Annotated in this window: 22 protein-coding genes; 16 read left to right on the forward strand and 6 right to left on the reverse strand. The window is 64.8% G+C overall.

Features of this window, described 5'->3' with window-relative positions; translation table 11 throughout:
- Positions 1 to 14 precede the first annotated feature (14 nt).
- Genes LDB29_RS08780 through LDB29_RS08840 form a run of 13 tightly spaced genes read left to right on the forward strand, consistent with a single transcriptional unit; the run spans position 15 to position 13977 of the window.
- Positions 15 to 830: a polysaccharide biosynthesis/export family protein gene (locus LDB29_RS08780; protein WP_025548792.1), complete on the forward strand. Its 816-nt coding sequence runs from the start codon at positions 15 to 17 to the stop codon at positions 828 to 830.
- Positions 827 to 2254: an ATP-binding protein gene (locus LDB29_RS08785; protein WP_025548793.1), complete on the forward strand. Its 1428-nt coding sequence runs from the start codon at positions 827 to 829 to the stop codon at positions 2252 to 2254. Before LDB29_RS08780 ends, LDB29_RS08785 begins: the two co-directional genes overlap by 4 nt.
- Positions 2251 to 3609 (forward strand): GNVR domain-containing protein, encoded by a 1359-nt coding sequence (locus tag LDB29_RS08790; RefSeq protein WP_025548795.1) that lies wholly within the window; start codon positions 2251 to 2253, stop codon positions 3607 to 3609. The genes LDB29_RS08785 and LDB29_RS08790 overlap by 4 nt, the downstream gene beginning before the upstream one ends.
- The gene (locus LDB29_RS08795) at positions 3606 to 4523 is read left to right on the forward strand and encodes a capsular biosynthesis protein (RefSeq protein WP_025548797.1); all 918 of its coding nucleotides are present in this window, start codon (positions 3606 to 3608) and stop codon (positions 4521 to 4523) included. Before LDB29_RS08790 ends, LDB29_RS08795 begins: the two co-directional genes overlap by 4 nt.
- Complete coding sequence (locus tag LDB29_RS08800; protein ID WP_025548798.1) at positions 4520 to 5344, forward strand: WecB/TagA/CpsF family glycosyltransferase; 825 nt, start codon at positions 4520 to 4522, stop codon at positions 5342 to 5344. The genes LDB29_RS08795 and LDB29_RS08800 overlap by 4 nt, the downstream gene beginning before the upstream one ends.
- Positions 5337 to 6626, forward strand: coding sequence for a polysaccharide biosynthesis protein (locus tag LDB29_RS08805; RefSeq protein WP_099185748.1), 1290 nt, complete (start codon positions 5337 to 5339; stop codon positions 6624 to 6626). Before LDB29_RS08800 ends, LDB29_RS08805 begins: the two co-directional genes overlap by 8 nt.
- Entirely contained in the window at positions 6596 to 7993 is a 1398-nt protein-coding gene (locus tag LDB29_RS08810) for an O-antigen ligase (RefSeq protein ID WP_025548799.1), read from the forward strand. The genes LDB29_RS08805 and LDB29_RS08810 overlap by 31 nt, the downstream gene beginning before the upstream one ends.
- The gene (locus LDB29_RS08815) at positions 7986 to 8915 is read left to right on the forward strand and encodes a glycosyltransferase family 2 protein (RefSeq protein WP_099185747.1); all 930 of its coding nucleotides are present in this window, start codon (positions 7986 to 7988) and stop codon (positions 8913 to 8915) included. The genes LDB29_RS08810 and LDB29_RS08815 overlap by 8 nt, the downstream gene beginning before the upstream one ends.
- Positions 8912 to 9868, forward strand: a complete 957-nt coding sequence (locus tag LDB29_RS08820) for a glycosyltransferase family 2 protein (protein WP_025548802.1) — start codon at positions 8912 to 8914, stop codon at positions 9866 to 9868. The genes LDB29_RS08815 and LDB29_RS08820 overlap by 4 nt, the downstream gene beginning before the upstream one ends.
- Positions 9868 to 10836, forward strand: coding sequence for a glycosyltransferase family 2 protein (locus tag LDB29_RS08825; protein WP_025548804.1), 969 nt, complete (start codon positions 9868 to 9870; stop codon positions 10834 to 10836). The genes LDB29_RS08820 and LDB29_RS08825 overlap by 1 nt, the downstream gene beginning before the upstream one ends.
- Entirely contained in the window at positions 10833 to 11960 is a 1128-nt protein-coding gene (locus LDB29_RS08830) for an endo-1,4-beta-xylanase (RefSeq protein WP_025548805.1), read from the forward strand. The genes LDB29_RS08825 and LDB29_RS08830 overlap by 4 nt, the downstream gene beginning before the upstream one ends.
- A complete protein-coding gene (locus LDB29_RS08835) occupies positions 11957 to 13042 on the forward strand; it encodes an acyltransferase (protein ID WP_025548807.1) in 1086 nt (361 codons plus the stop codon). Before LDB29_RS08830 ends, LDB29_RS08835 begins: the two co-directional genes overlap by 4 nt.
- Positions 13042 to 13977: a glycosyltransferase family 2 protein gene (locus LDB29_RS08840; RefSeq protein WP_025548808.1), complete on the forward strand. Its 936-nt coding sequence runs from the start codon at positions 13042 to 13044 to the stop codon at positions 13975 to 13977. Before LDB29_RS08835 ends, LDB29_RS08840 begins: the two co-directional genes overlap by 1 nt.
- On the opposite strand, the gene LDB29_RS08845 is transcribed toward LDB29_RS08840, so the two are convergent.
- From LDB29_RS08845 to LDB29_RS08860, 4 genes are all read right to left on the reverse strand, one after another.
- Positions 13962 to 15107 (reverse strand): family 16 glycosylhydrolase, encoded by a 1146-nt coding sequence (locus tag LDB29_RS08845; protein ID WP_065845992.1) that lies wholly within the window; start codon positions 15105 to 15107, stop codon positions 13962 to 13964. The two genes, LDB29_RS08840 and LDB29_RS08845, sit on opposite strands and share 16 nt — an antisense overlap.
- Positions 15108 to 15141: 34 nt before the next feature.
- The gene (locus tag LDB29_RS08850) at positions 15142 to 15306 is read right to left on the reverse strand and encodes a hypothetical protein (RefSeq protein ID WP_257556891.1); all 165 of its coding nucleotides are present in this window, start codon (positions 15304 to 15306) and stop codon (positions 15142 to 15144) included.
- Positions 15307 to 15612: 306 nt separating this feature from the next.
- Positions 15613 to 16956: a UDP-glucose/GDP-mannose dehydrogenase family protein gene (locus LDB29_RS08855; RefSeq protein ID WP_025548811.1), complete on the reverse strand. Its 1344-nt coding sequence runs from the start codon at positions 16954 to 16956 to the stop codon at positions 15613 to 15615.
- A 318-nt stretch (positions 16957 to 17274) separates the two neighbouring features.
- On the reverse strand, positions 17275 to 20328 hold the full coding sequence (locus tag LDB29_RS08860; protein WP_025548813.1) for a TonB-dependent receptor domain-containing protein: 3054 nt from the start codon (positions 20326 to 20328) through the stop codon (positions 17275 to 17277).
- Between the two features lie 391 nt (positions 20329 to 20719).
- Between LDB29_RS08860 and LDB29_RS08865 the strand changes: the two genes are divergently transcribed.
- Together LDB29_RS08865 and LDB29_RS08870 are read left to right on the forward strand one after the other, a co-directional pair.
- Positions 20720 to 22105 carry an MFS transporter gene (locus LDB29_RS08865; protein WP_037482288.1) on the forward strand — a complete coding sequence of 462 codons (1386 nt, stop codon included), beginning with the start codon at positions 20720 to 20722 and terminating at the stop codon, positions 22103 to 22105.
- A gap of 10 nt (positions 22106 to 22115) precedes the next feature.
- Positions 22116 to 23591: an aldehyde dehydrogenase gene (locus LDB29_RS08870; protein ID WP_037482292.1), complete on the forward strand. Its 1476-nt coding sequence runs from the start codon at positions 22116 to 22118 to the stop codon at positions 23589 to 23591.
- Between the two features lie 122 nt (positions 23592 to 23713).
- Here LDB29_RS08870 and LDB29_RS08875 read toward each other — a convergent pair whose 3' ends face one another.
- Together LDB29_RS08875 and LDB29_RS08880 are read right to left on the reverse strand one after the other, a co-directional pair.
- Positions 23714 to 23905 (reverse strand): ferredoxin, encoded by a 192-nt coding sequence (locus LDB29_RS08875; RefSeq protein WP_025548817.1) that lies wholly within the window; start codon positions 23903 to 23905, stop codon positions 23714 to 23716.
- A gap of 13 nt (positions 23906 to 23918) precedes the next feature.
- Positions 23919 to 25145 carry a cytochrome P450 gene (locus LDB29_RS08880; protein WP_025548819.1) on the reverse strand — a complete coding sequence of 409 codons (1227 nt, stop codon included), beginning with the start codon at positions 25143 to 25145 and terminating at the stop codon, positions 23919 to 23921.
- A 267-nt stretch (positions 25146 to 25412) separates the two neighbouring features.
- Between LDB29_RS08880 and LDB29_RS08885 the strand changes: the two genes are divergently transcribed.
- Entirely contained in the window at positions 25413 to 26594 is a 1182-nt protein-coding gene (locus tag LDB29_RS08885) for an acyl-CoA dehydrogenase family protein (RefSeq protein WP_025548821.1), read from the forward strand.
- The last annotated feature ends 19 nt before the right edge of the window (positions 26595 to 26613 follow it).

Raw genomic sequence — 26613 nt, forward strand, 5'->3', positions numbered from 1 at the left:
TGGGAGCATGAGCTGTGAAAGCCGATACTCTCCTGAAATCCATCTCGACCCTGCTCATCATTGCAGGTCCGATGGCTGCGACTGCCCAGACCGCCGCCGGAAACGCGGCGGCGACTGCAACTGCCGCGCAGGCGGCCAGCGCAGGCTATCAGCTCGGTCCGAATGACGAGCTGAAAATCTCCGTCTTCGGACAGCCCGACCTGTCGACGACCACGCGTATCAAGGAGGACGGCACCGTCCTGCTCGCGCTGGTCGGGCCGGTTTCCGCCAAGGGGAAGACGACCTCGCAACTGGCGCAGGACATTGCGGCCGGCTACGCCAGCGGCGGCTATCTGACCAAGCCGTCCGTCAGCGTGGAGGTCAGCAATTATGTCAGCCGGTTCGTCACCGTGCTCGGCAATGTGCCGGAAGCGGGCAATTATCCGCTCGACCGGGATTATACGGTGGCGTCGATGCTCGCCAAGGCCGGCGGTTCGACCAAGGACGGCGCCAATGCCGTCATCCTGACGCCTGCGGACGGCAGCGGGCCAGTACGCATTTCGCTGGCCGATATGGGCGCGGGCGCGATGCGGCCGCTGAAGGCGGGCGACACGCTGTTCGTGCCGCCGGCGGAAAAAGTCTATGTCTACGGCCAGGTCCAGCAGCCCGGCGCCTTCTCCTATGTGCCGGGGCAAAGCTTCCGGCAGGCATTGGCGTTGGCGGGCGGACCGACGCTGGCGGGTTCGACCAAAAGGATAAAAGTCCGGCGGGAGGGGAAGGAAATACAGGCCAAGCTGGACGATCCGGTCAAGCCTGAAGACGTCCTCATCATCCGGGAGAAGCTGTTTTGACGACACTCGATCAAGGCTTCGCGCACTCACGCTCCAGCCAGAAATCCGGTATTTTCGACAGGTTTCTGTCCCTTACGCGCAGCGGCGAAAAGCGCAACGAGCGCGTCATACCCGACGACGTGCCGTTGCATCTGGACGTGCCCGCCCTGCCCGGCTTCCGGCATGACGCGCCGGAAGCGCAGCCGGAGGAAGCGGCGCACCGGCCGCTCTCCATGAGCGCCATGGCCGCGCCGATCAAACCCATCAGCCTGCGCCGCGACAGCATCTATGCGGCGTTCAACACCGCCATGCCGGTGACCGACCGCCATGGACTGGCAGGGCGCAACAGCGAACTGGAAAAGCTGGTCGAGGCGATCGTCGTGCAACGCAAGCATGCCGTGATCTTCGGCACCCGCGGATCGGGCAAGACCTCGCTCGCCCGCGTGTTCGGGGATCTGGCGGACGAGGCGGGATGCGTCGCGCTTTATGCATCCGCCAATGGCGAAGCGGATTTCGACTCCCTCTTCCGTCCCTTCCTGACCGAATTGCCGATGAGCAGCGCGGGACAGGAACGGGCACGCAAGATGATGAGCGAGCCGCTGGACGTGTCCCGCCTCTCCGCCCTGCTGGTGGAGGAAGTGCGGGAGCGTTCCATCCTCATCATCGACGAATATGACCGGGTGCAGTCGGAAACGGCCAAGCAGGACGTCGCGACGCTGCTGAAGCTGCTGACCGACATCCACTCGCCGGTACAGGTCGTGCTGGTCGGCATCGCCAGCGACATTGACGGGCTGATTGCCGCCCACCCCTCGCTGCGCCGCCATCTGGTGCCGCAGCGGGTCGCGCCGATCCCCAAGCCGGAGCTGGAGCGGCTGCTGCTGTCCTGCGCCTCCAACGCCCGGCTTTCCATCGACGAGGATGCGCTCGACGCATTGTCGAGCGCGGCCATGGGATCGCCCTATCATGCGCGGCTGTTCGGCATGTCGGCCGCGCTGGTGACGGAATCGGCCGCGCGCGACCGGATGCTGCTGTCCGATGTCGAGCAGGGGCTGCTCTCCGCGCTGGAGGATTGGGAGGAAATGAGCGGCCAGACCCATGCGCTGTTCCGCCGCATCCTGTGGGAAGCCGGGTCCACGCGGCGGATGATCGCTCTTGCCGCCGTCGTCGCCTCCCAAATGTCCGCCATCAGCTATGAGCGGCTCGTGAAGCTCGGCCATGAGGTGCTGGGTGGCGGGTCGGTGAACGAAGGCCAGGCGCGCGACGCGATGATGCGGCTGCAACCCGCGCTGGTGGCGACGCCCAATGGTGAGCTCTGGATGTTCGAGGATACGCTGGCGCCGCAATTTCTGCTGCTGATGGCGAAGCAGCCGGTGCAGAGCGCACCGCCTGTGCAATCGCCCGCGGAGGAGATGCGCGCGCTGCTCAAGGGAGTGGACGGGCTATGACCATGAACCCGATGGATTTGCTGGCGGCGCTTCAGGCGCGCTGGCGCACGGCGGCGATGATCGGGGGCATATTGTTCCTGCTCGTCGCGATCACCGCTTTTCTGCAACCGCGGCAATATATGGGCACGGCGTCGCTGCTGCTCGACCTTTCGCAGACCGATCCGACCGACACCAATACGGCGCAGGGGCCCAAGCCCGACACGGATTCCATCCTGGGCACGCAGACGGACATCATCCGCAGCGGCAAGGTGATGAACGCCGTGGCAAGGGAAGCGGGCTTCGTCGATGCGATGCCGACGGACATGCCCGCCGATGCGCGGGTGCAGGCGGCAGCCGCCACGGTCGCGAAGAACATGACCATCACCACCGGCCGGCAGAGCAACGTGCTCCAGATCCAGTATCTGGACGCCGATCCGCAGGTCGCCGCAAAGGTCGCCAACCTGATCGCCCGGATCTACATGCGCGAACAGGTGGAACTGCGCGCCTCCCCGGCGCGCGGATCGGCCAAATGGTTCGACGAGCAGACGGAGGAAGTGCGCCGTCGCTATGAGATCGCGCAAAAGAAGCTGTCGGACTTCCAGCGGGCGCACGACATCATCGGCATCAACCGCATGGACCTTGAGGCGGAGAAGCTGAAGAACCTGTCCTATCAGCTTACCCAGGCGCAGGCGGAAGCGGCGGCCGCACGGTCCAAGGCCGGTGCGGGCAGCGTTTCCGACATCGAAGGATCGCTGATCGTCCAGAATTTGCAGGAACAGGTGGCGGCGCAGTCCGCCAGGGTATCCGAACTGCAAAAGACGCTGGGCCCCAATCACCCGACCATGGCGGCGGCCGCCGCCCAGCTGTCCGAACTCCAGTCCAAGCTGGCGGCGGCGCGCGCCAGCCAGGCCGGCGCGGTCAGCGCCAACAGCGTGGCGGCCAGCCGGCGGGAGGGCGACCTCAAGTCCAACATGGCGGGGCAGGAGGATCGCATGATCCGCATGTCGGACGTTCAGGACCAGCTCATGGTCCTCCAGCGCGACGTGGATGCCGCGCGGCAGACCTATGACACGGTGCGGCAGCGCTTCAACGAGGCGGTGCTGAAGAGCCAGATATCCCAACCCAATGCCAGTCCGCTGGATGAGGCCACCGTGCCCCTGCTGCCTGCCAAGCCCAATATCATGCTGTGGCTGATCGGCGGGATCGCGCTTGGCCTGGTCGGCGGCGTAGCTGCCGTCATCCTGATGGAGATCGTCCATCCCCGCGTTCGTTCCGCGGCCGGCGTCGCCCGCGCCACCGAGGTCGATGTCATCACCGAACTGGTGCCGGTCCCTGCGCGCCAGGCCAAGTTCTTCAAGCAACAGGAGGCCGCATGAGACTGCGTTCCACGGCGGGCGCCCCGCATCAACTGGCCTCGGGCGGCATGGCAGGCGGCGGCGCCGCGCTGCGTCCCCGCGCCCGCGACAGCCATAATTTCGCCCGACTGGCGGTGGAGCACGGTTTCCTGGCCGAAGCCGATGTGCACAAGGTCGAGGCGCATGCCCGATCCCAAGGGCTGGCGCTGCATGACGCGGCGGTTGACCTGGGGCTGCTGAACCCGGAGGATGCGGGCATGCTCGCGGCCTTGCAGGGCGGCTTCGCCCTGCTGCCGGAGGGCGACCAGCGGGTCGATCCGCTGGTGGTCGCGGCCTTCGACCCCGCCAATGCCTATGCCGCCAAGGTGCGGACGATCCGCGCCAAGATGCGCGCCGCGGCCAAAGAGGGCGATCCCGCTGCCCTGCGGCTGGCGGTGCTGGCCATAGAGGCAGGCGACGAGGCCGCGATCATGGCGGCGAACCTTGCCGTCGTGCTGGCCCAGATGGACGGGCAGACGATGTTGATCGACGTCGACATGGGCCGGCCTTCGCTCGACCGGCTGTTCCGCATCGCGAACAAGGCAGGACTGGCAGAGCAATTAATGGGCAGCGCCGCGCTGCTGCCCGCGGCCAGGACGGCGGTGGAGGGCCTGTGGCTGATGACCGCCGGTCGCGCATCCGGCAGCGCGGCGAGCCTCGTGACGCGCGGCCCGCTGGCGGAAACGGCCAATGGCTGGGGCCTGCGCGACACGTCGATGCTGTTCTACCTTGCGGAGCGGAAGGGCGACCAGACGCCCTATGGCAGCATATTGGCGGGCTTCGACGCCGTCGTGATCGTCGCGCGGCGCGGCGATACCGCCATTGCCGACATGCGCCGGGTCATCGACGATCTGGACCGGCATGGCGTACCGATCGCCGGGACGGTGATTGCATGAGCGCCGAACAAGCGCTGGCGCGTCCCCAGCCCCTTCCTTCCCCCGGCATCGGTCCGGGCATAGGGAATGAAGCCCCCGTCGCGCATGTCGGCGGCCTGCCCGTATCCACCCTGTCGCTGGATGCGCTGATCGCGAAGATGCTGGTGGAAGCGCCCCTGCGCCGCAGCCTGGAGCAGCAGCCGTCGCTGGTGTTCGACGCCAACGGCCAGGGCCTGTCGATGAACGCCACCGATCCGGACTTCCGCGCCAATCTGGCGCAGGCGGACCTGATCCATGCCGACGGACAGATCATCGTCGCGGCCTCCCGCTGGTTCGGCGGACCGCAGATCGCGGACCGCTCCAGCACGACGGACATGTTCATCGACAGCCTGAAACCGGCGGCGGAGGCCCAGGTCAGCTATTATCTGCTCGGCGGCGAGGAGAAGGTGAACGCCGCCTGCGCGAAGGAGATCCTCGCGCTGGCGCCGGGTCTTCAGCTCGCCGGACGGCGCAACGGCTTCTGGAAGCCGGAGGAAGAGGATGCGGTGATCGACGCGATCAATGCCGCCGCGCCCGACGTCCTCTGGGTCGGCACCGGCAAGCCGCGCGAGCAGGCCTTTTGCGTGCGCAATCGCGACCGGATCAAGGCCGGCTGGATCGTCACCTGTGGCGGCCTGTTCAACTATATCACCGGCGACTATCCGCGCGCGCCGCTCTGGATGCAGAAGTCCGGTTTCGAATGGCTGCACCGCATGGCGACGCGGCCCAAAGAACTGGCCTGGCGCTACATCACCACCAATCCGCACGCCCTCTGGCTGATCTGGAAACATCGCCATGGCTGAAGCCCAGGTGGCTGAAAATCTTCCGACGGGCCGCGTCCGGCGCCTTGGCAGCCTGTTCGGCCGCTTCGGGCTGGCGAGCCTGTCGTCGGCGATCGTCTCGGTCAGCCATCTGCTGGTCCAGCTCTTTTCCATCCACCATCTGGAAACGGCGGCCATCGGCACGCTGGCATTCCTGCTGGTGATCATCCAATTCGGCTATGGCCTGTCCAATGCGCTGGTGTCGACGCCCTATACCATCGCAGTGAACCAGGGAGACGATGCCGATGCCCGGAGCTTCGACTTCTTCTTCCCGGTCAACCTGATGCTGGCGGCCAGCCAGGGACTGATCTGCGCCGCCATCGCCTGGGCAACCGCCTCTCCCGCCGCAGCCCTGCTGTTCGGGATGGCGGGCATGCTGTCGCTGATCCGCTGGTTCGGGCGCTCCAATGCCTATGCGCATCATGCTCCGGCAAGGGCTGCACGATCGGACCTCGCCTATGCAGGGACGATCCTGGCGGGACTTTTGATCGCGATGCGGACCGGCGCGGACATGCCCGCCATCGGCGGCATGCTGGTGGCGGCCAGCCTGGTCGGACTGCTCCCCTTCGGCCTCGCCTATCTGCGGCGGCACTTCGCCATGGCGCCCGCCCGCGCGCTGGGCGCCTATCGCCCGGTGTGGAAGGAGCAGTCGGCCTGGACGCTGGTCGGCGTGCTGTCGACGGAGGCGACCTCCAATTCGCACAGCTATATCGTGACGCTGCTCGCCGGGCCGACCGCCTTTGCGCCGATCGCCGTGGGGATGCTGTTCTTCCGCCCGGTCAATGTCTGCATCACCGCCCTCACACAGTTGGAGCGGCCCCGCATGACCCGGGCCGTGGCGCGCGGCGATCATGACGCGGCGATCAGGTCGGAACGGGTCTTCATGGCCGCGCTGGTCATGCTGTGGCTGGCGACCTGCGCGGTGGCGGCGATTGCCCTCTATGCCTTTCCAGGCCTGATCCTGAAGCCCACGCTGGACCACCGGCTGGTGATGATCGCGGTCGGCCTCTGCGCCCTCCTCTCCCTCGTCCAGTGCGTGCAGACGCCGATGAGCGTGATGACCCAGGCGCGCAAGGCCTTCCGCCCGCTCGCCGCACAGAGCATGCGCAGTTGCGGCGTCGGGCTGGTCGCCGTGACGCTGCTGGTGCTGGGCACCGCGCCCGTCCTTTCCATCGGCGGGGTCGTGCTGTCGCAGCTCGTCATGATGCTCGGCATCTGGCAACTCGACCGCAAATGGCGGCGCGATCAGCGGGGAGCCGCCTGACCATGGCGACAAGCTGGCATCGCGGCGGTGTCGCCGCCATCCCCGCACAGACGGGCGGCGGCCAGAGCATGCGCATGATCTGGATCACCCAGATCTTCTATTTCGTCTTCCTGATGATGGTCTTCATCGGCCAGCAACCCTTCGCCTCCCGCACGCAGGACGAGCTGGTGGCGATGGCGCAGGAAAATGACGGGTCGGACCTGTTCAAGCAGATGCTGTTCATCGGCTTCGCCCTGCTGCTGACCGGCGTGCAGATCATCCGCAAGCATCCGCTGCAATATAGATTCACCTTCTGGCCGCTGGCGATCATGCTGGTCTGGTTCTTCATTTCCTGCACCTGGGGCGTGGACCCGTTCGTGTCCTTCAAGCGGGCGATGCAGCAGCTCATCGTGATCTACATCACCTTCTGCGCGCTCTCCCTGATGGGGCCGCAGCGGCTGTTCGACGCGCTGCGCGCGGCGCTGATCGTCTCGCTGATCATCTGCTGGGTGTCGCTGCCGCTGACACCCGCCGCCGTCCATCCACCGACCGAAAGCGACAAGGCGCTGATCGGCGCATGGCGCGGTTTCTTCTTCCACAAGAATATCGCCGGGGCCGTCATGGCGCTGACCTTCATCGTCTGCGGCAATGCATGGATCGACCGGCGCAAATGGTATTATGCGCTGTTCGCGGTCATGGCGTTCGTCTTCGTGATCGGGACCAAGAGCAAGACTTCGCTCGCGCTGTGCGTCGGCATGCTGGCGATCAGCAACATCTATCGGGCGCTGAGCGACAACACGCAGAAGCGCGCGATATTGCTGCTGATGCTGGGTTTCGGCATGGTGGGTTTCCTGGCGCTCTACATCGCCTATCAACCGACCATCGAGCGGCTGTTCGCCGATCCGACCAGCTTCACCGGACGGGTATCGATCTGGCGGGTGGTGTTCGATTATCTGGCCGATCATCCCTACCTGGGCGCGGGCTTCGGCGGCTTCTGGCAGGTGGGCGTGAACAGCCCCGCGCATGACTATCTGAACCAGCAATTCCAGATGCTGACCGCCCATTCGCATGACGGCTATCTGGAAATCTGGGTGACGACCGGGCCGCTGGGCCTCATCATGCTGCTGGTCAGCTTCCTTGCCTTGCCCGCCTATTGGTTCCTGACCGGCTCGACCAGGGAGAACCAGGCGCTGATGGTGCCCGCTTTCGCCATCTGGGTGTTCGTCATGTACCAGAACCTGCTGGAAACCAGCTTTTTCGACAAGGATCGCCAGGTCTGGGTGATCTTTCTCGCGGCCATCGCGGCCGCCCACGCCACTTTCAAGGCCAAGCCGCGCCCGCAATGGACCCGGCGCCACCATCTCCAGCAGGAGAGCGTCCATGGCTAATATCATCGTCTGCATCGCCACCTGCAACCGGCCACAGGGATTGCGCCGGACCCTGGAATCCCTCGCTGCGCAACAAACGCGGCACCATCTTGAAGTGCTGGTGGCCGACAATGACGCGGCCCGTCAGGAAGGGCTCGCCGTGGTCGAGCAGCTCGCTTCCCAAGGCTATCGCTGGCCGATCGAAGCCCTGCTGGTTGCGGAACGCGGCATTCCGCTGGTGCGCAACGCGCTCGTCGCCGCCGCGCTGGCGCGGCCCGGCGCGACCCATGTCGCCATGCTGGACGATGACGAGGCCGCTTCCCCCGGGTGGATCGACGCCATGGCCGATACGGCGCAGCGCTGGGAGGCGGACGTGGTCGGCGGCGCCGTGCTGCGGGAGATGGACAGCGCCATCGCTCCCTGGGCGGCGCGCCATCCCCTGCTCGCCCCCAAGCAACGCGGGCAGTCCGGCCCGGTCGCGCTGGTGGACAGCACCGCCAATGTGCTGATCGCCGCCACGGCCCTGCGCGCCATGGGGGAGCGCCCCTTTGACGAGCGCATGGCGCTGACCGGCGGGTCGGACAAGCAACTGTTCACCCGCATGCAGCGCGCCGGCTTCCGCTTCGCCTGGTCGGAGGAGGCGGTCGTGACCGAACTCATCCCCGCCAGCCGCGTCACCGCCCGATGGCTGCTGATGCGCGGCTATCGCGTCGGCATGACCGACATGATGGTCGAGCGTTTCCACAAGGGCCGCCTGCGCACGCTGCTGGGCGAAGCGCCGCGCATTGTCGCGGGATTCCTCGTCGGATCAGTGGGCGCTGTCGCCACGTTCGACCGGGGCAAGCGGGTCGAACGGCTCGGCAAGCTTTATCGCGCGGCCGGCAAGATCGCCGGGCTCGCCGGATTCCACTATGAAGAATATCGAAAGGTGCATGGCGCATGAGCGATGCCGCGCTGGGCAAGCAACCCTTTTTCTCCGTCGTCATCCCGCTCTACAACCGTGCGGAAATCGTCGGCGACACCATCCGGTCCGTGCTGGCGCAGGACTGGCAGGATTTCGAGGTCGTCGTGATCGACGACGGTTCGCGGGACAATCCCGGCCCCGTGATCGACGCGATAGGCGATCCCCGCGTCCGCTATATCCGGCAGGATAACGCCGGCGGCGGCGCGGCGCGCAATGCCGGCATCATGGCGGCCGACGGGCGCTATATCGCCTTTCTGGACTCCGACGACCTGTTCCTTCCGCGCAAGCTTTCCATCATGGCGAAGGCGCTGGCGGGAGATGACGGGCGAACGGTACTCTATTCCCGCATGAAAGTGGACCGGGGCGTCGACCGCTACTGGATCAGGCCCGACCGCGGCATTCGCGAGGGCGAGGATGTCGGGGAATATCTGTTCTGCGCCAATCAGTTCATGCAGACCAGCACCATGGTCGTGCCGACCGGCATGGCCCAGCATGTGCTGTTCGACCCGGCTTTGAAGAAGGGACAGGATCTCGACTTCTGCGTCCGGCTCCAGGGCGCGGGGGCCCGGTTCCGGATGATCGACCAGCCGCTGACCATCTGGCTCGACGCGACGGAGGCGGGCCGGACATCCTATGTGAAGGGCTATGAAACCTCGCTCGACTGGCTCGACCGCTGCGGCCACATGCTCACCAACCGGGCGCGGCGGGGCTATCGCGCAACCGTGCTGGCCTATCATATGGCGCCGATCAGGCCGGTGGTGGCGATCAAGGATCTGGCGGTGGGCATGGTGGCGGGCGGCGTCCCTCCCCGCGTGATCGCCCGGCAGGTGCTGCGATCCTATCTGCCCAAGCCGCTCTACCGATCGCTGGTCAACGGCTTCGTCCTGCGCTTCGGCAAGGCCGAGGCCGCCACAAGTGGAGCCGGTTCGTGATGACCGCCTGGCAACCTCCGTCCAGCCTGAAGGCTGCCACCGCCGCGCCGCTGTTTTCCGTGGTGATCCCCACCTATCAGCGGCGCGACGCGGCGGTGGCCGCCGTCATGTCCGCCCTTGAACAGACGGTCGCGATCATCGAGGTGATCGTGGTCGTGGACGGATCGACGGACGGGACGGAAGTTGCCCTGGGCGCGATCAACGATCCGCGTCTCAAGGTCATCGTGCAGGAAAATCGCGGTGCGGCGGCCGCGAGGAACAAGGGCATCGACCATGCCCGCGGGCGCTATATCGCCTTTCTCGACTGCGACGACCGGTTCCTGCCGCACCATCTTGCCGACCTGCTGCCCCTGTTGCAGGAGAGCGAGGATGTCGTCGCCTATGGCCAGGTGCTGGCCGACCGTGGCGAAGGACGCAATTTCCTCAAGCCGCCGCGCGCCATCGCCCATGGGGAAACCATGGACCGCTATCTGATGTGCGATCGCGGCTTCATCCAGACCAGCAGCATGGCCCTCAGCCGGACGCTGGCTGAGAAGGTGCGCTATCGCGAGGATGTGAAATTCGGCGACGATACCGACTTCGCCCTGCGCCTGTCGCTGGCCGGGGCGCGCTTCCTGATGACGGAACGGCCCGGCACCATATGGGCCGACCGCGATGCCGACGACCGGCTTTCGCAGGTGCGCGGCAGCATCGGCAGCCTGACCTGGCTGCGGGACCTGCGCCCCCATATCAGCCCGCGCGCCTTTTCCGCCTATATGGGCTGGCACGCCGCGAAAAGCATCTGGCCGACCAGCAGGCGGCAGGCGATGCGCTACTATCTGGGCGCCGTCTGCCGGGGCGCCTTCGGTCCCCGGCTGGCGGCGACCGTGCTGTTGCAGATCGTGATGCCCGACCCGGTCTATCGCCGCATTTCCGACCGCTGGATCGACCTGTCCCACATGCTCGCCGGCAAGGGGCAGAGGCTGTGAGGCGGCGTGAATTCCTGGCGGGCGCGGCGGCGCTTTCCGCCTGCTCCCCCATCCAGCCGAGCGCCGCGCAGGTCGGCGGCACGGCAGGGCTGGCCGCCCATGCCCGCAAGTCGGGCCGCTATTTCGGCGCGGCGATCAAGTCGCGCCAGTTGCGCGAAGACCCCGATTTCACCGCCGCCGTCGCCCGGGAGTGCGACATGGTCGTCCAGGAATATGAACTGAAGCGCGGCACGACCGAGCCGAAACCCGGCAAATATGATTTCAGCGGCGCCGACCAGATCATCGCCTTCGCACAGCAGCATGGCATGCGCGCGAGGGGGCATGCGCTGGTCTGGTACGCCGCGCAACCGCCTTGGCTGGAACCGGCGTTGAAGGCCGCCGGCCGTGCCGAACGCGAAACGCTGATGACCAGCTATATCGACACCGCCATGCGCCGTTACGCAGGCAAAATCCGCGAATGGGACGTCGTCAACGAAGCCATCGAGCCCAATGACGGCCGCGCCGACGGCATGCGCGCCAAAAGCATGTGGATGGATGCGCTGGGCGAGGATTATATCGACATCGCCTTCCACCATGCGCGGGAAGTCGATCCCCGGCCCATGCGGTTCCTGACCGATTTCGGGATAGAACATGACTCCCCCCGCTGCGAGCGCCGCCGCACTGCTCTGTTGAAGCTGCTCGACCGGTTGATGGCGCGCAACGTGCCGGTGGACGCGGTGGGCATACAAGGGCATCTGAAGCCCTATAGGGAAGGTTTCAACCAGGCCCTGTTCGCGCGCTTTCTGGAACAGCTCAGCGGCTATGGGCTGGCCCTCTCCATCACGGAATTCGACGTCGCGGACCGGGGTGGGCCACCCAATCCGGACAAACGGGACAAGGAGGTCGCCTCCGTCGCCAAGGCCTTTCTGGACGTGGCGCTGGACAATCCGGCGATGCGGTCGGTGCTCTGCTGGGGGCTGTCGGACCGCTATAGCTGGCTGTCCAGTTTCAAGGATTACAAGTGGCCCGACGGCCAGTTGTCGCGCGGCCTGCCGCTGGACGGCGGGATGCGCCGCAAGCCGCTGTGGGACGCCATAGCCGCCGCCTTCGACGCGGCCCCCGCCATGAGGAGCGCAGGCGCATGAGAATTTCCTCGCTGACCGGCCTTCGCGGCGTGGCGGCGGTGTCGGTGCTGCTGTACCACATCCCGCATAATCCGGCGTTCGAGGCGTTTCGCCTGCCGCTTTTTTCCCGCGCCTATCTGGCGGTCGACCTGTTCTTCATCCTGAGCGGCTTCGTCATCTCCTTCGGCTATCACGACCGGGTGGTGAACCATCTGGGACGGGCAAGCTATGTCGACTTCCTCATCAACCGCATGGCGCGCGTATGGCCGCTGCACCTGATCGTGACGCTGGTGTTCATGGCGCGCATCGTCCTGAACATCTCCGGCAGCCAGGCGATCGCGCTCGATGCGCCGAACATCCTCACCAACCTGCTGATGGTGCAGAGCTGGGGTTGGGGAACGGAGCCGATCGCAGGCAACAGCTGGTCCGTCAGCACGGAGGTCGCGGCCTATCTCATCTACCCGCTGATCGCCATCATCGCCTTCTCGCGATGGGCGTGGGTGCAGGGGTTGCTGTGCGTCGGAATATTGGGCCTGGTGGCGCTGTCGGGCCGGGGTTCCAGCGGTCCGCTGGACGTCAATGACAGCGACAGCGTGCTCACGCTGCTGCGCTGCCTCGCCGGTTTCTCGTTGGGCGTTCTCAGCTATCGCTGCGCAGAGAAGGCGTGGTGCCGGCGGCTCATCGACCGGACGGGCGCATTCGCCATGATCTGCGGGCTCATCGCGCTCGCGCTGCTGCTGCCTGGAAAGGCCGATCTGCTGGTGGTCTGCCTGATGCCGGCGCTGGTGCTGAGCTGCTATTATAACGGCGCTGCGGCGCGGGCGGTGATGGCCAATCCGGTCAGCTTCCATCTGGGCCTGATCAGCTATTCCATCTATCTCTGGCATCCGCTGGTGCGCGACGTGTTCGCCCGCGGCATGGGCGTGGCGCACAGGCATGGGATCACCGGCTCCGACGGACTGATCGTCCTCGCCATGCTGGTATCGACCTGGCTGCTCTGCTGGGCGAGCTATGCGCTGGTGGAGGTGCGCGGGCACCGCTTCATCAAATGGCTCCAGCGCGGCGGACGGAGCCGCAAGCCCGTGGTCGAGGCTGCCGCCTGATGCCCGCGGTCTGGATCGCCATTCCCACCTTCCGCCGGCCCGAACAGCTCCGCCACCTGTTGGAGGTCCTGCCCGGCGTGACCGACCGCCATGACGTGATGGTGCTGGTGGCGGACAATGATCCGGTCCGGCAGGAGGGGGCAGCCGTGGTCCGGTCGCTGCTGGCGGAGGGATATGGCCTGCCCGTGACGCTGCTGACGGTGGCGCAGCCAGGGCTCTGCGCAGTTCGCAATGCCATCGCCGCCGCCGCTCTGGACGACCCGGCGATGCGTTTCCTGGCGATGATCGACGATGATGAGTGGCCGCAACCCGGCTGGCTCGACGCGCTGCTGATCTGTCAGGCGCAGGTGGGCGCGGATGTCGTTGCCGGGCCGGTGGACAGTTGCTTCGTGGGGCAGCCGCCGCGATGGGCGCGCGAAACGCTGGTCTTCCGCGCGGAGGAACGCCCATGGGGGGCGACCGGCATGCTCTGGGCCAGCAACAACCTGCTGGTCGGCCGGCGCGCCTTTACAATGATCGGCGTGCCCTTCTTCGATCCGCGCTTCAACCGCAGCGGCGGAGAGGATCTGGATTTCCTGGCCCGGCTGCATGAGGCAGGCGCCCGCTTCGGCTGGTCGCCCGATGCACGGGTCAGCGAATGGGTGCCGGCGGAGCGGGCGCGCCTTTCATGGGTGCTGAAACGCATGTGGCGCATCGGCTGCACCGAAACCATGGCGCGGCGCAAGGCCCTGCCCGGCCGCATCGGCGCCGCGAAGCTGCTGGCCCGGTCGATTGCGATATTGGGACTGCGGACCGCAGGACTGGCGGCCCTGTTTCTGCCCGGCGCGCGTCGGGTGGACATCGCCGGACAGTGGGTCAAGAGCTGGGCGCGCCTCTATGCCCTGGCAGGAGGCGCGCGCAGCTATTACGGGGCGAGCCATTATGGCGCGCTGTAGATTTTGAAGCTCTTGACCACCATGTCGCCCGACCCGTCATCATAAGCGCCATCGGTCTTCACCGCGACGTCCATGATGGGATAGAAGCGGAAGCCCCGGAAGGGATTGACCGACTGATAGGTTTCCACCCCATCCACGAACCAGGTGATGTAATCGCGCTGGATGTCCACGGCGAAACGATGGAAACCCTGGGAATAGCCGCTGAGGCCATAGGCCTGCTGCGTCTGGATCGTGACGCCCCGCTGATCGTAACGGGTGCCGTTGGCCCCGATATGCAGGGTATGGGCGACATGGCGGTCGAAATCCCAATAGCTTTGATAGCCGAACCCTTCATAAATATCGATCTCGGGCGGCCAGCCGCTGGTCGAAACCAGCCAGAAGGCAGGCCATGACCCGCGCCGGCTGGGCATTTTGGCTTCCCATTCATATTGGCCATAGCCGATCTGCGTCGCCAGGAAATTGCGCCCGTCGAGCACCGACGATCCATAATACCATGTCTGGCCGCCATAGCTGATCGGCGTCTTCAGCTTTTGCGTATGCAGGACGAGTCCGTTCGTCCCCCAATAGACCGGCCCTTCGATGCCGGGGAAAATGCTGGAATCGAGATAGAGACCGGTTTCCCCATTGGCGATCTGCGTCCGGCCATGGGCAAGCGAAGTCGCCCACCGGTCCCAACCGCCATCGGGGGACCGCCTATGCGTGTCCTTGAGCAGTTCGAACTGAAGCGTACCGGTCGCCGCGAAGCTGCGCGGCTCGCGAAACATACCCGTCGCCCTGGCGGTTGCGATGGCCGTGCTGCTGGCCATGATCGTCGCGGTCGATTGACCCTGAAGGCCGCCCCACGGCGCCTCCCGCAGCTTGACCTGGAACTGCTGGCCTTCCGTGGCGCCGATGATCGGCACCGCGACGGTCTGCACCAGCGGATCGCCGGGGCGGAAGATCACCACCGTGTCGACCGTCTGGTAATTATAGCCCGACAGTGCGCGATAGGTGCCCGATCCGTTGACCGTGATGATCCGCGCGATCACCGTATTGGGCGTCGGCCGATCCAGCGTCACCGGCACATAGGCCACGCTGCTGCCCGGACGAAAGCTCGCATTGCCCAGCGACAGCGTCGCCTTTGCCGGCAGCTTCGTCCCATTGGCGAAGTCGAAATCGGAAAAATCAGAGACAATGTTCATCGTCGTGGAACCGCTGATCGTCGACGACGTTATCGTTGTGGAGTTCGTGGCGGAAAGAGGCTGCGAACTGGTGCTGGTTGCGGTCGACGTCATATTCGATGTCGACCCCCCAGTCATGATCGTAGCGGCTCCCGCTGCGAAAATACAAAGCATTCCGGCTCCAAAAATGGAGCCAGTCATTTTGACAGGCATGGTTGCGACCCCCGCAGTTATCCCCGATAGGGTCTCCCAAGAAGGTTAACAAAAACTTCGGGTCAACGACGACTCGTCGTATCCTTTCGGAATTTGCGACGAGTTGTTGGTGGACATGCCGGAAACTGGCTGAACCTGGCCATGTTTTCGGAATCGATATGACCCGGGATTTCCACGCCGGAAATGAAAAGCGCTCCCGACACAAGGCCGGGAGCGCGCCTGTTCCAGCCCTTCCCGCGAGGGAAGGGATTTCGGTCGCGGCTTATTCCGCCGCCTGAACCAACTCTTCTATCTCGGGCGTGGCGCCGCGGCCGACGCTGACATAGGCGAAGCCGGCCGCCTCGGCATCGGCCGGACGATAGATGTTGCGCAGGTCGACCAGACCGTCACCGCTCATGATGCCCTTGAGGCGCGGCAGATCGAGCGCCCGCAGCGCATCCCATTCCGTGACGATGACGACCGCCGCAGCCCCCTGCGCCGCGACATAGGGATTATCGCAGAATTCGACATTGGCCATCATCGTACGGGCGGCATCCATCCCCTCCGGATCATAGGCCCGCACCTGCGCGCCTCCGTCCTGCAGGGCCTGGATGATGGCGATCGACGGTGCATCGCGCATGTCGTCGGTATTGGGCTTGAAGGTCAGGCCCAGCACGGCGATCGTCTTGCCGCGCACCGACCCGTTGCAGACCGCGACCACCTTCCGCGCCATGGCCCGCTTGCGGCTTTCGTTGATCGCCACGGTCGTTTCGATCAGGCGGATCGGCGCGCCGGCGTCTTCGGCCGTCTTGACCAGCGCCAGCGTATCCTTCGGGAAGCAGGAGCCGCCATAGCCCGGCCCGGCATGAAGGAATTTCGAACCGATCCGGTTATCGAGACCGATGCCGCGCGCCACCTGCTGGACGTCCGCGCCGACATTCTCGCACAGTTCGGCAATTTCGTTGATATAGGTGATCTTCATCGCCAGGAAGGCGTTGGCGGCATATTTGATGAGTTCGCTTGTCCGGCGGCCGGTGAACTGGATCGGCGCCTGGTTGAGGTAGAGGGGGCGATAGACCTCCTCCATCACCGGGCGGGCGCGCTCATCCTCTATGCCGACGACGATGCGGTCAGGACGCTTGAAATCCTGGATCGCCGCACCCTCGCGGAGGAATTCGGGGTTGGAGGCGACGGCGAACTGCGCATCGGGATTGGTTTCGCGGACAATACGGTCGACCTCGTCCCCCGTACCGACCGGAACGGTGGACTTGGTGACGATGACGGTGAACCCGCTCAGATTGGAAGCGATCTCCTGGGCGGCGGCGTAGACATAGCTGAGGTCCGCATGCCCATCGCCTCGCCGCGCGGGGGTGCCGACGGCGATGAACACCACATCGGCCTGGCTAACCGATCCGGCAAGATCGGTGGTGAATGTCAGGCGACCCGCCTTCACATTGCGCGCAATCAGATCGGCAAGGCCCGGCTCGTAGATCGGAACGCCCCCGCCCTGCAACAACTCGATCTTGCGCGCGTCCTTGTCCACGCAGATGACATCATGGCCGAAATCCGCGAGACACGCGCCGGATACCAGGCCGACATAGCCCGAGCCGGTCATAACGATCCGCATCACTATTCTCCTTCTTCAAACGGCTTTCGACCGACGGCCAACCGATCATGAAAGGACGCAGGAATCCATTCCGGGAAACCCCGGATGCACGGACCCTCATCCCTCATCATGGGTTGGGCGCCAGGCGACCGAGCCCGATGCCCAATTGGCCGGAACCAGCCGGCGATTGACGCAGCGCAGCATACCGTCCTGCGCGGGCTGGATGCAACGCAGCCTGCCGCTCTTCCCACACATATGGGCGCGGATCAGGCGCTTAGCCCATGGAAAAGGGCGGGAGCATCGCTGCTCCCGCCCCTCGCCCTCGCCCTGAGGAACCGGTCAGAATTTGACGCGCACGCCGGCCGTGAAGGCGCGGCCGACAATGTCGTACACCGCGATATTGGTCGGCGGGTTGACGCCCGGCACGGTGCCGGGAATCAGCGGCGGCTTCTTGTCGAACAGGTTGTTGACCGTCGCGAAGAATTCGAAATTGCCGCCATCGCCATGCGGAATGGTGTAGCGCATCGTCAGGTCGGTGTACCAGACCGGCTTCACCTTGGGATTGACGAACTGGATCGGCGTCGCGCCGCCCGGAATATCGAGCCGCATCTTGCCGATATATTGTTCGCCGATGGTGAGGCCGAAGGGGCCATTGGTATAGTCCACCGTCAGGTTGCCGCGCCAGCGCGGAAAACCCTGCGGGTTGCTGGTGACGACGCTGACGCCCGCATAATGGGCGATCGGCGCGCCCGCATATTGCTGGGCATCGAACTTGTCGAGATAGTTGAGGTAGAGCCGCACGCCCAGCCCGCCATTGCCGACCGCCGTGCGATAGGTGAAGTCGAAATCGATGCCCGCCGTCTTCAGGAAGGCGATGTTCGCAGGGGTCAGACGAATCAGCGACGGGAAGCTGGTCGGGCTCGCGCGCTCGATCAGATTGCATTCCGCAACGCCCGATCCGCCGGCATTAAGGCAGTTGGTCAGGATCTGCTGCGCCGACAGGGAGTCGATCAGCTTGTCGACCTTGATGTTGTAATAGTCGATCGAGGCCGAGAAACCGCGCAGGAAGCTGGGCGAGAACACTGCGCCGAAGGTGTAGGTGTCCGCCACTTCCGGCTTCAGATTGGGATTGCCCGACGTCACCGTGTTGGCATTGACGTTCTGGCCGCTGCCATAGCTCCCGTCCGCACTCCTGACGTCATTGACGATGCCGATGCCGCTCTGCGCGCCGGCATAAAGTTCGAACAGATTGGGCGCGCGGATGTCATGCGAATAGGTGCCGCGCAGCAGCAGGTCGTCCACCGGCTTCCAGGTGCCGCCCACCTTCCAGGTCTTGACCGTGCCGGAGGTGGAGTAATCGGTCACACGGATCGCGCCGTTCACGCTCAATTCGCGGAAGAAGGGCGTGTCCTTCAGGATCGGCACCGCAAGTTCGGCATAGGCCTCCTTGACGTTCAGCTTGCCCGCTGCCGATCCGACATTGGTCAGCCAGTAGAAGAGCGTGTTGATCGAGCCGGTAGGATAGGGAACCGTTGCCGATTCCGCCCGAGGGACGCCGCGCAAGCCGGCGAAATAGGCTTCCCGCTCCGCATCCGTGTCCAGCAGCGACGGATCGGCATTGCTGGTGAGGCGCAGGGACTGGCGCCGATATTCCACGCCCACCGCGATGTCGACCGGGCCTGCCGGCAGTTCGAACAGGCTGCCGCTGATATTGGCGGCGATCGCATCCTGCTTGAAGCGCGCCCGATAGCTGGAGGTGCCGGTCGCATAGGCATAGCCCTCCGGCGTCGATTTCGAGGGATCGCCATGCATCACGTCGATCGGCTTGCACCCGGCATATTGGCTGGCATAGGTCGGGTTCAGCAGCACGCGGCAGGTGACCTGCCCGGTCGAGGGATCGCGCACGGCGTCGAGCGCGGCATAGAGCTTCTGGTTGTCGTACAGCCCCACATTGTCCATCGAATGCTTCGAATCGCCGTGGCTGTAGGTCACCTGCCAGTTGAAGTCGTCGAACTTGCCCGCAAGGCCGGTCGTCGCCGTCCAATAATCGGTCTTTTCATAGGCGATCGGCTTGGGCTGGCCTGCATCCTGCTGACCGACGACATAATAATCGTTCGCGCCTGTCAGCGCGCCGTCGAGCGCAGTGGAGAGATAAGGATTGCCCTTGTAGATGCGCGCCGATTGCGTCGCCGGAATCAGCGAATTGCCCTGTGTGAAATAATGATATTTGCTGCGGGCGTAGAGCCCCTGGACGAAGAAATTGATGTCGTCCGTCAGGTCGTAGCTGACCCGGCCGAAACCGTTATAGTTGGTGAGCGGCGAAATCGCATTGGTGTCGTCGGGAATCTTGTAGCCGTCGCCGCCCTGCTGGAAGCCGGTGGTACCGACCACGGTCCCCAGGTTGAACGGGCGGGTGGAGCCGTCATTGTTGATGACCCGTCCGACGAACGGATTGCCGGCCACGCTGGACCCCACGATACGGCCGTTGGCGGCCAGGGCGGAGATGCGGATGTCCGGCGCAACCACATAGGGATTGGCAACCGTGCCCGGCGCCGCCGTGCAGGTGCGCGACTGGCCGTTGGCGGAAAGAGCGCAGGTGGATGTCACGCTGCCGACGAAATTATAGCCCTGCGTCGCGAAGTCGCGGTCCTGCCGCAACATGCCGTCGCTGTTGGAATATTCCGCGCTCAGCAGCACATGGCCGCGGCCGCCGGCGAAATCCGCGCCGAATGCGCCGCCCAGCCGCTGGTTGCCGTTATTGCCGCGCTGGTCCACGCCGGCCTGGGCCACGCCCTTGAAGCCCGTGAACTTCTTGTCGAGGATGAAGTTGACGACACCCGCGACCGCATCCGAACCCCATTGGGCCGAAGCGCCCCCCGTCACCACGTCGACGCGCTGCATCAGCAGTTGCGGCAGGACGTTGGTATCGATGGTGCCGACATATTCGGTGGGCGAAACCCGCATCCCGTCGAACAGGATCAGCGTACGCAACGGACCCTTCGGATTGTTGCTGGGCGTGCCGAGGCCGCGCAGGTTCAGAACATTGCCGTGGATCGGCAGGTTGGAGAAATTATTCGCCGACTTGGACGGGCTCAGCGAATTGTTGAACTGGGGCAGCTTGTTGAGCGCGTCGGCCACGCCCGAGGGCGTGGTCTTGGCCAGTTCCTCCGTCGATGCGACCGTCACCGGAGTCGGCGCGGTATAGCCGTCGCGCACGATGCGCGACCCCGTCACGACGATGTCGGCATTGCTCGCGGGCGCCGCGGCCTGGGGCACGGCATCTTCCTGCGCGGGCGCCGCCGCGGCCATTTCCTGCGCCCAGGCGGGCACTGCCATTGCGATGATGCTGGCGCCGACGGCCAGCGACGATATGAACAGCCTGTCCTTCGTCATCTTTCCTTTTCCTCTCCCTGCACGATCTTTGTCCGGCAACGTCACCGGGCGCGATCATTATTATCCCCGTGTGCACTTTTATAGTTATCCCAGCCAACGCCGATGTCAATAAATTTTGCACTAGTGGGAAAAGTTAATTGCAGATATTCCTCGCCCTCCTTCACCGGAATCCCCCGGCATAATTTCCCCGCGCCGCCCCGGCGGTCCGACGTTTCCGCGCACATGCCACGAACATATATTGACCCACTGTGCAGAAATGTGCGTTATAATGGCTGGAGCGGCAGTGCGCCGGCAGACCTTGCCGGCCGCTACAGGGCCGAGAGATAGGGAGAGTGGCCTTGCCGCACGATCGTCAGTCAGACAGCGCCATTTGCGCCCGGGCAGCGCAACCATGACGCAGATTTCCGCGACGATGGCGTCATCGTCAGGATCAGGCGGCGCGCACGGAGATGTCGAAGCCACCATCGCCTCACCTCTCCCCGAACAGGCCGCCTATCCTTCGCCCCTGATGGGCTGGCTGACCGTGGCGATCCTGTTCCTGCTGTACATATTATCACTGACCGACCGAAACATCATGGCCCTCATGGTCGGGCCGATCAAAAAGGATCTGGGCCTGTCGGACCTCCAGATCAGCCTGTTGCAAGGACCGGCCTTCGCCATTCTCTTCTGCCTGTGCGCGATTCCGCTAGGCATGGCGCTGGACCGCTTCAGTCGCCGAGTCGTCCTTTATCTGTCGGTGACGGTGTGGAGCATCGCGGCGGCGAGTTGCGGCCTTGCCGGCAGCTTCGCGGCGCTCGCCATGGCACGGGCAGGCGTCGGCGCGGGCGAGTCGGGCTTCGGCACCGGCAGCTATTCGGTGGTCGGGGACAGCTTCCCGCCGCACAAGGTTTCGCTCGCCATGTCCGTCTTCATCATGGGCGGGGTGATGGGCGCGGGCATCGTGTTCCTGTTCGGCGGCCCGATCGTCGCCGCCGCGATGAAGGCTGGCCCCGCCGTCTGGCCGGTCTTCGGGTTGCTGCAACCCTGGCAACAGGTGTTCATCATGACCGGCGCGCCCGGCATAGCGCTCGCCTTCCTGGTCTTCGCCTTCCGCGAACCGCCCCGGCGCAGGGCGATCAGCGCGGGCGCGGGCTATGGCGAGGCATGGGCTTTCATGCGCGAATATAAGCCGCTCTATCTGGCGACCTTTGTCGGCTTCGGCCTGGCCTATGCCGCCACCATCGGTTTCCAGCTGTGGACGCCAGTCTATCTTGCGCGGGTTCATGGTTGGGAACCGGGACGGATCGGGCCGGTCATCGGCCTCGCCCAGATCGGGGCGGCGGCGATGATCCCTCTGCATGGCTGGACGGTCGACCGGCTCTATCGCCGGGGGAGGCGCGACGCCCATCTGTTCTGGTGCCTGCTGACGGTGCTGGCCTCGGCGCCCTTCGGCATCGCCGCCTTTCTGGTCAGCAGCCCCTGGACGACCGTCGCCTGCTACTGGTGCTTCATGGCGCTGATCCTCTCCACCTCCAGCATGGGGCCTGCCACGGTGCAGGTGGTGACGCCGCAATATCTGCGCGGGCGCGTGTCGGCGCTCTATGTGCTGGCGTCCGGCCTGATCGCCATGGCGGGCGGGCCCGCCTTCATCGGCCTTGTCACCGACAAGTTGCTGGGCGACGAGATGAAGGTCGGCCTGTCGCTCGTCATCAGCGTGTTCTGCGTGCTGCTGCCCGCCGCGCTTCTTTTCGCCTTCGGTCGCGCCTCGATGCGGCGCGCCCATGAAGCCATTGCTTGAGGATGATCCGATGATCGAGACACGCCGCCCCACCTTCATCGACGGCAAGCCCAAAAAGCTGCTGATCGACGGCAAGCCTGTCGACGCCCTGTCCGGCGAGACGTTCCAGAGTTTCAGCCCATCGACCGGCGAACTGGTGGCCGAACTGGCGCTGGCGGGCGCGGAAGATGTGGACCGCGCCGTCCGCGCCGCCCGCGCCGCCTTTGAAGGGCCATGGAGCCGTTTCAAACCGGCCGAGCGGCAGGCTGTGCTGTTGAAGCTGGCCGATCTGGTGGATGCGGAGTTCGACGATCTCGCCCTGCTCGACTGCATCGAAATGGGCCGCCCGATCACGGCTGCTCGTGGATTGCGGGGCATGCTGCAACGTTCGCTGCGTCATTTTGCGGGCGCTGCAACGGCGATCCATGGGGAGACGTTGTCCAACAGCTTCCCGGTGGACCTGCTGTCCTACACGCTGCGCGAGCCGGTGGGCGTGGTGGGTGCGATCATCCCATGGAACGGCCCGCTGTTCAGCGCGGCGTGGAAGGTCGGGCCTGTACTCGCGACCGGCTGCACCATCGTCCTGAAACCCGCAGAAGATGCATCGCTCAGCCCGCTCCGCTTCGGGCAACTGTGCCTGGAGGCGGGTGTGCCGCCGGGCGTCGTCAATGTCGTGACCGGCGCGGGCGAAACCGGAGGCGCCCTCTCCGCGCATCCCGATGTGGACAAGATCGCCTTCACCGGCTCCTGCGAGACCGGCCAGAGGATCATCGCCGCATCCGCCGGGACTGTGAAGAAGGTGACGATGGAACTGGGCGGCAAGTCGCCCAACATCATCTTCGCCGATGCCGATCTCGACATGGCTACGCCAGCAGCGGCGATGGGGGTATTCAACAATTCGGGTCAGGTCTGCGCGGCCGGCACGCGACTGTTCGTGGAACGTCCTGTCTATGAGGAGATGGTCCAGCGCATCGCCGCCTTCGCGAAGGCCCTGAAGATCGGCCCCAGCCTCGACACCGACACCCAGATCGGTCCGCTGGTGTCGGCCAAGCAATATGCCCGCGTCTCCTCCTATCTCGAACTGGGGCCGACGGAAGGCGCGCGGCTCGTGACGGGCGGCGGACGCGTGACGGGCGGCGCCTTCGACAAGGGCCACTGGGTCGCGCCCACCATCTTTGCCGATGTGAAGGATGAGATGCGGATCGCGCGGGAGGAGATTTTCGGCCCCGTCTCCTGCATAATGCCGTTCGACGATTTCGATGAAGTGATCGCTCGCGCCAATGCGACGCGCTTCGGCCTGGCGGGCGGCGTGTGGACGAAGGACATCGGCAAGGCCATGGCGGCGGTGAAGCGCATCCGGGCGGGGTCGATCTGGGTCAACCATTATTTCGCGATGGACCCGTCCGTCCCCTTTGGCGGCTACAAGATGAGCGGTTTCGGACGGGAGGGCGGCGCCGAACATATCGACGCCTATTTGCAGACCAAGGGCGTGTGGATCAGGACATAAGCTGGAGCCCCTTCCCGCTCCCGCGAAGGCATTGGAGCGAGATGGGGGGCTCGCGGCAGCCCAGTCCTGTCGCCGGAACTGCCCCCTGCCTCAGCAGGAGCGCCCCCTTCCCTGCCTCGTGTTCACTTGCCGATTTCCAGCGCCCTTTCCGGGCAGGATTTCGCACCCTTCCAGGCAAGCTTCTCATCCGCCTCCGCCACGTCGATGTCGCCGGGCTTGATATAGCCCTCATCGTCCAGCTCGAAGATATTCGGCGCCATGGCCCAGCAACGCGCATGGCCCTGGCATTTGTCATTGTGCACGATGATTTTCATGGAAAGTCCCTCCTCAGGACCAGTCGAGGACCAGATTTTCGATGCCGAACACATGCCCGCCGAAAGTGACCGGCGCCGTGCCTTGCTTGATGCGGAAGGGCGGAATGCGCTTCAGCCATTCCTCCAGCCCGACCACGATCTCCCGCCGGGCGAGATGCGATCCCAGGCAGCGGTGCGGGCCATAGGCGAAGGCGGTGTGGCGATTATCCTCCCGCGCCAGGTCGATCCTTTCGGGATGCGGGAATTCCAGCGGGTCGCGATTGGCGATCATCGTCGCGCAGGACACATAGTCGCCCCGGCGGATCGGCGCGCCTTCGAAATCGATGTCCCGGGTCGCCACGCGGATCATCTGCACGGTGGGATAGGCGCGCAGCAGTTCCTCCGCCGCCAGCACGATCCGAGACGGATCGCTGCGCAGCAATTGCTGGTCGTCCATATGCCGCGCCAGATAGTTGAGGTCGAAGCCTATGGCGGCTGCCACCGTATCCAGCCCTGCGATGAACAGCAGCACGCCGGTACCGCGAATTTCCATGTCGGTCAGCGGCCGGTCATCGATCTTCGACTGCACCAGGAAGGACATGAAGTCATCGACCGGCCGCCTGCGCCGTTCGGCGGACAATTCGTCGATGAAGCCGATGATGGTCCGCGCGGCGGCGGGACGCTGCACATTGTCGCCATGCAGCAGTTCGTTCGCCCAGCGGACGAATTCATCCAGCCGGTCGTCGGACAGCCCAAGGAAGCGCAGAAAGATGTTCACCGCGAAGGGAAAGGCGAAATCCTCCATGACGTGGCAACTGGTGCCCGCCGCCGCGATCCTGTCGATCAGGAAGATCGCACGTTCCCGCACGGCGCTTTCCAGCGCCATCACCCGCTTGGGCGAGAGCAGCGGGTTGAGCAGCGAGCGGAACTTGCCATGGTCCGGCGGGTCCAGTTCCAGCGGGATCATCGGCCAGCTTTCCCCCAGTGCGGAGGCGAAGATGCTGCGATGGCTGGAGAAGGTTTCCGGGTCCTGCAACACCTTCCGCTGGTCCTGCGCGCGGGTGATGACCCATGTGCCGCGCCCGTCGCGGGTATTGACCGGCGAATAGAAGATGCGCGGACCCTGATGCACGACGGCGGCGGCCGCCTGCGGATCGCCATTGGGCGTCGGCTGCATGCCGGGCGAGGAAAACAGGCTGAAATCGCCGACCATATCGGGCGGAACATGCGCCGGAATGGGTCGGGCCGCGAAGGTCTCCATATGCGCGCTCTCCTATGTACGAGCCGCCCGCCGCCGAATCGCAAGGCTGCGGCTGATCTTATCAATTTTGCATTTGAGTATAGTTTATGACCTGTGGCAAAGCTGTCAACCATCACGGTCATGATCGATGAAGATGCGACTAATTTTACCCACCTGTGCAATTTATACCTAGCCAGCGGTGCAGAATTGGCATAAGGATTCGGTCATGGAGGCGGGATGCTCCATCGGAAGGCCGCGTGGCTTTTGCGGGAAACAGGGACAGGGTGCATGGCCGAGTGGGATGGAATGGAAGCGCAGTCGTTCCGGCAGGAAGCGCGCGCATGGCTGCGGGCGAATTTCCCGCCTTCGCTGACCAATGCTCCATCCATTCACTTCGTCAGCGACCGGCATGCGGCGGAATCCAATGCCGACTGGCGCCTGTGGCGCGAACGCATGGCGGAAAAGCGGTGGGGCGTGCCCACCTGGGAACCGCGCTATGGAGGCGCCGGCCTTAGCGAGGCGCAGGCCAAGATCATCGGGCAGGAACTGGCTGCGATCGGCGGTTTCAATCCGATCCGCAGCTACGGTACGATGATGCTGGGCCCGACGTTGCTGGAATATGGCAGCGAGGAACAGAAGCTGGAGCATCTGCCCTTCATCGCCACCAATGAACGGCGCTGGTGCCAGGGATTTTCGGAACCGGGCGCTGGGTCCGACCTTGCTTCGCTCCAGACCAAATGCATCGACATGGGCGATCATTGGCTGGTCAACGGGCAGAAGATCTGGACATCGGGCGCCGACCAGGCCGACTGGTGCTTCGCCCTCGTCCGCACCGACACCAGCCGAAAGCAGGGCGGCATCAGCTTCCTGCTGATCGACATGAAATCGGAGGGGATCGAAACCCGCCCTATCGTCCTCATCAGCGGATCGACCCATTTCTGCGAAGTCTTCTTCAACGATGTGAAAGTGCCCAAGGGCCATCTGGTTGGCGAAGTCAATCAGGGCTGGGCCATCGCCAAGCGCCTGCTCCAGTTCGAACGCAACAGCCTGTCGGATGTGAAGGCGGAGATTACGCCGCTGGCGCCGCTGGCTCATGAATATTGCGGCACGGACAGCATGGGACGGATCGACAATCCCGACCTCAGGGTGCGCATGGTCCGCAACGCCATGCGGCACGAAGCCTATCTGGCGACGGTTGCGCGCCTGACGCGGGAGGCGAAAAGCGGCGGCCCCAGCAATGGGGTCTCGGCCCTCAAGAATCTCTGGTCCGGGATCATCCAGGAAAGGGCCGAACTGCTGGTCGAGCTGATGGGCGCGAACGGACTCGGCTGGTCGGGCGAACATTATACCGACGCGGAACGGGAAGCGACGCGCGCTTGGCTGCATAGCAAGGCCTTCTCGATCTACGGCGGCAGTTATGAAGTCCAGAACAACATCACGGCGAAGCGCACGCTGGAACTGCCGGCCTGACAAAAGAGACGAATAAGGA

This window comes from Sphingobium sp. CFD-2, assembly GCF_024611135.1.
GTDB classification, from domain to species: domain Bacteria; phylum Pseudomonadota; class Alphaproteobacteria; order Sphingomonadales; family Sphingomonadaceae; genus Sphingobium; species Sphingobium fuliginis.

What these genes read in the sequence shown, in the direction of transcription:
- LDB29_RS08815 (WP_099185747.1), top strand. Translation starts at nt 7,986, where the DNA reads ATGGCTAATATCATCGTCTGCATCGCCACCTGCAACCGGCCACAGGGA.
- LDB29_RS08885 (WP_025548821.1), top strand. Translation starts at nt 25,413, where the DNA reads ATGGCCGAGTGGGATGGAATGGAAGCGCAGTCGTTCCGGCAGGAAGCG.
- LDB29_RS08805 (WP_099185748.1), top strand. Translation starts at nt 5,337, where the DNA reads ATGGCTGAAGCCCAGGTGGCTGAAAATCTTCCGACGGGCCGCGTCCGG.
- LDB29_RS08880 (WP_025548819.1), bottom strand. Translation starts at nt 25,145, where the DNA reads ATGGAGACCTTCGCGGCCCGACCCATTCCGGCGCATGTTCCGCCCGAT.
- LDB29_RS08810 (WP_025548799.1), top strand. Translation starts at nt 6,596, where the DNA reads ATGGCGGCGCGATCAGCGGGGAGCCGCCTGACCATGGCGACAAGCTGG.
- LDB29_RS08835 (WP_025548807.1), top strand. Translation starts at nt 11,957, where the DNA reads ATGAGAATTTCCTCGCTGACCGGCCTTCGCGGCGTGGCGGCGGTGTCG.
- LDB29_RS08800 (WP_025548798.1), top strand. Translation starts at nt 4,520, where the DNA reads ATGAGCGCCGAACAAGCGCTGGCGCGTCCCCAGCCCCTTCCTTCCCCC.
- LDB29_RS08860 (WP_025548813.1), bottom strand. Translation starts at nt 20,328, where the DNA reads ATGACGAAGGACAGGCTGTTCATATCGTCGCTGGCCGTCGGCGCCAGC.
- LDB29_RS08865 (WP_037482288.1), top strand. Translation starts at nt 20,720, where the DNA reads ATGACGCAGATTTCCGCGACGATGGCGTCATCGTCAGGATCAGGCGGC.
- LDB29_RS08840 (WP_025548808.1), top strand. Translation starts at nt 13,042, where the DNA reads ATGCCCGCGGTCTGGATCGCCATTCCCACCTTCCGCCGGCCCGAACAG.
- LDB29_RS08870 (WP_037482292.1), top strand. Translation starts at nt 22,116, where the DNA reads ATGATCGAGACACGCCGCCCCACCTTCATCGACGGCAAGCCCAAAAAG.
- LDB29_RS08790 (WP_025548795.1), top strand. Translation starts at nt 2,251, where the DNA reads ATGACCATGAACCCGATGGATTTGCTGGCGGCGCTTCAGGCGCGCTGG.
- LDB29_RS08795 (WP_025548797.1), top strand. Translation starts at nt 3,606, where the DNA reads ATGAGACTGCGTTCCACGGCGGGCGCCCCGCATCAACTGGCCTCGGGC.
- LDB29_RS08825 (WP_025548804.1), top strand. Translation starts at nt 9,868, where the DNA reads ATGACCGCCTGGCAACCTCCGTCCAGCCTGAAGGCTGCCACCGCCGCG.
- LDB29_RS08855 (WP_025548811.1), bottom strand. Translation starts at nt 16,956, where the DNA reads ATGCGGATCGTTATGACCGGCTCGGGCTATGTCGGCCTGGTATCCGGC.
- LDB29_RS08820 (WP_025548802.1), top strand. Translation starts at nt 8,912, where the DNA reads ATGAGCGATGCCGCGCTGGGCAAGCAACCCTTTTTCTCCGTCGTCATC.
- LDB29_RS08875 (WP_025548817.1), bottom strand. Translation starts at nt 23,905, where the DNA reads ATGAAAATCATCGTGCACAATGACAAATGCCAGGGCCATGCGCGTTGC.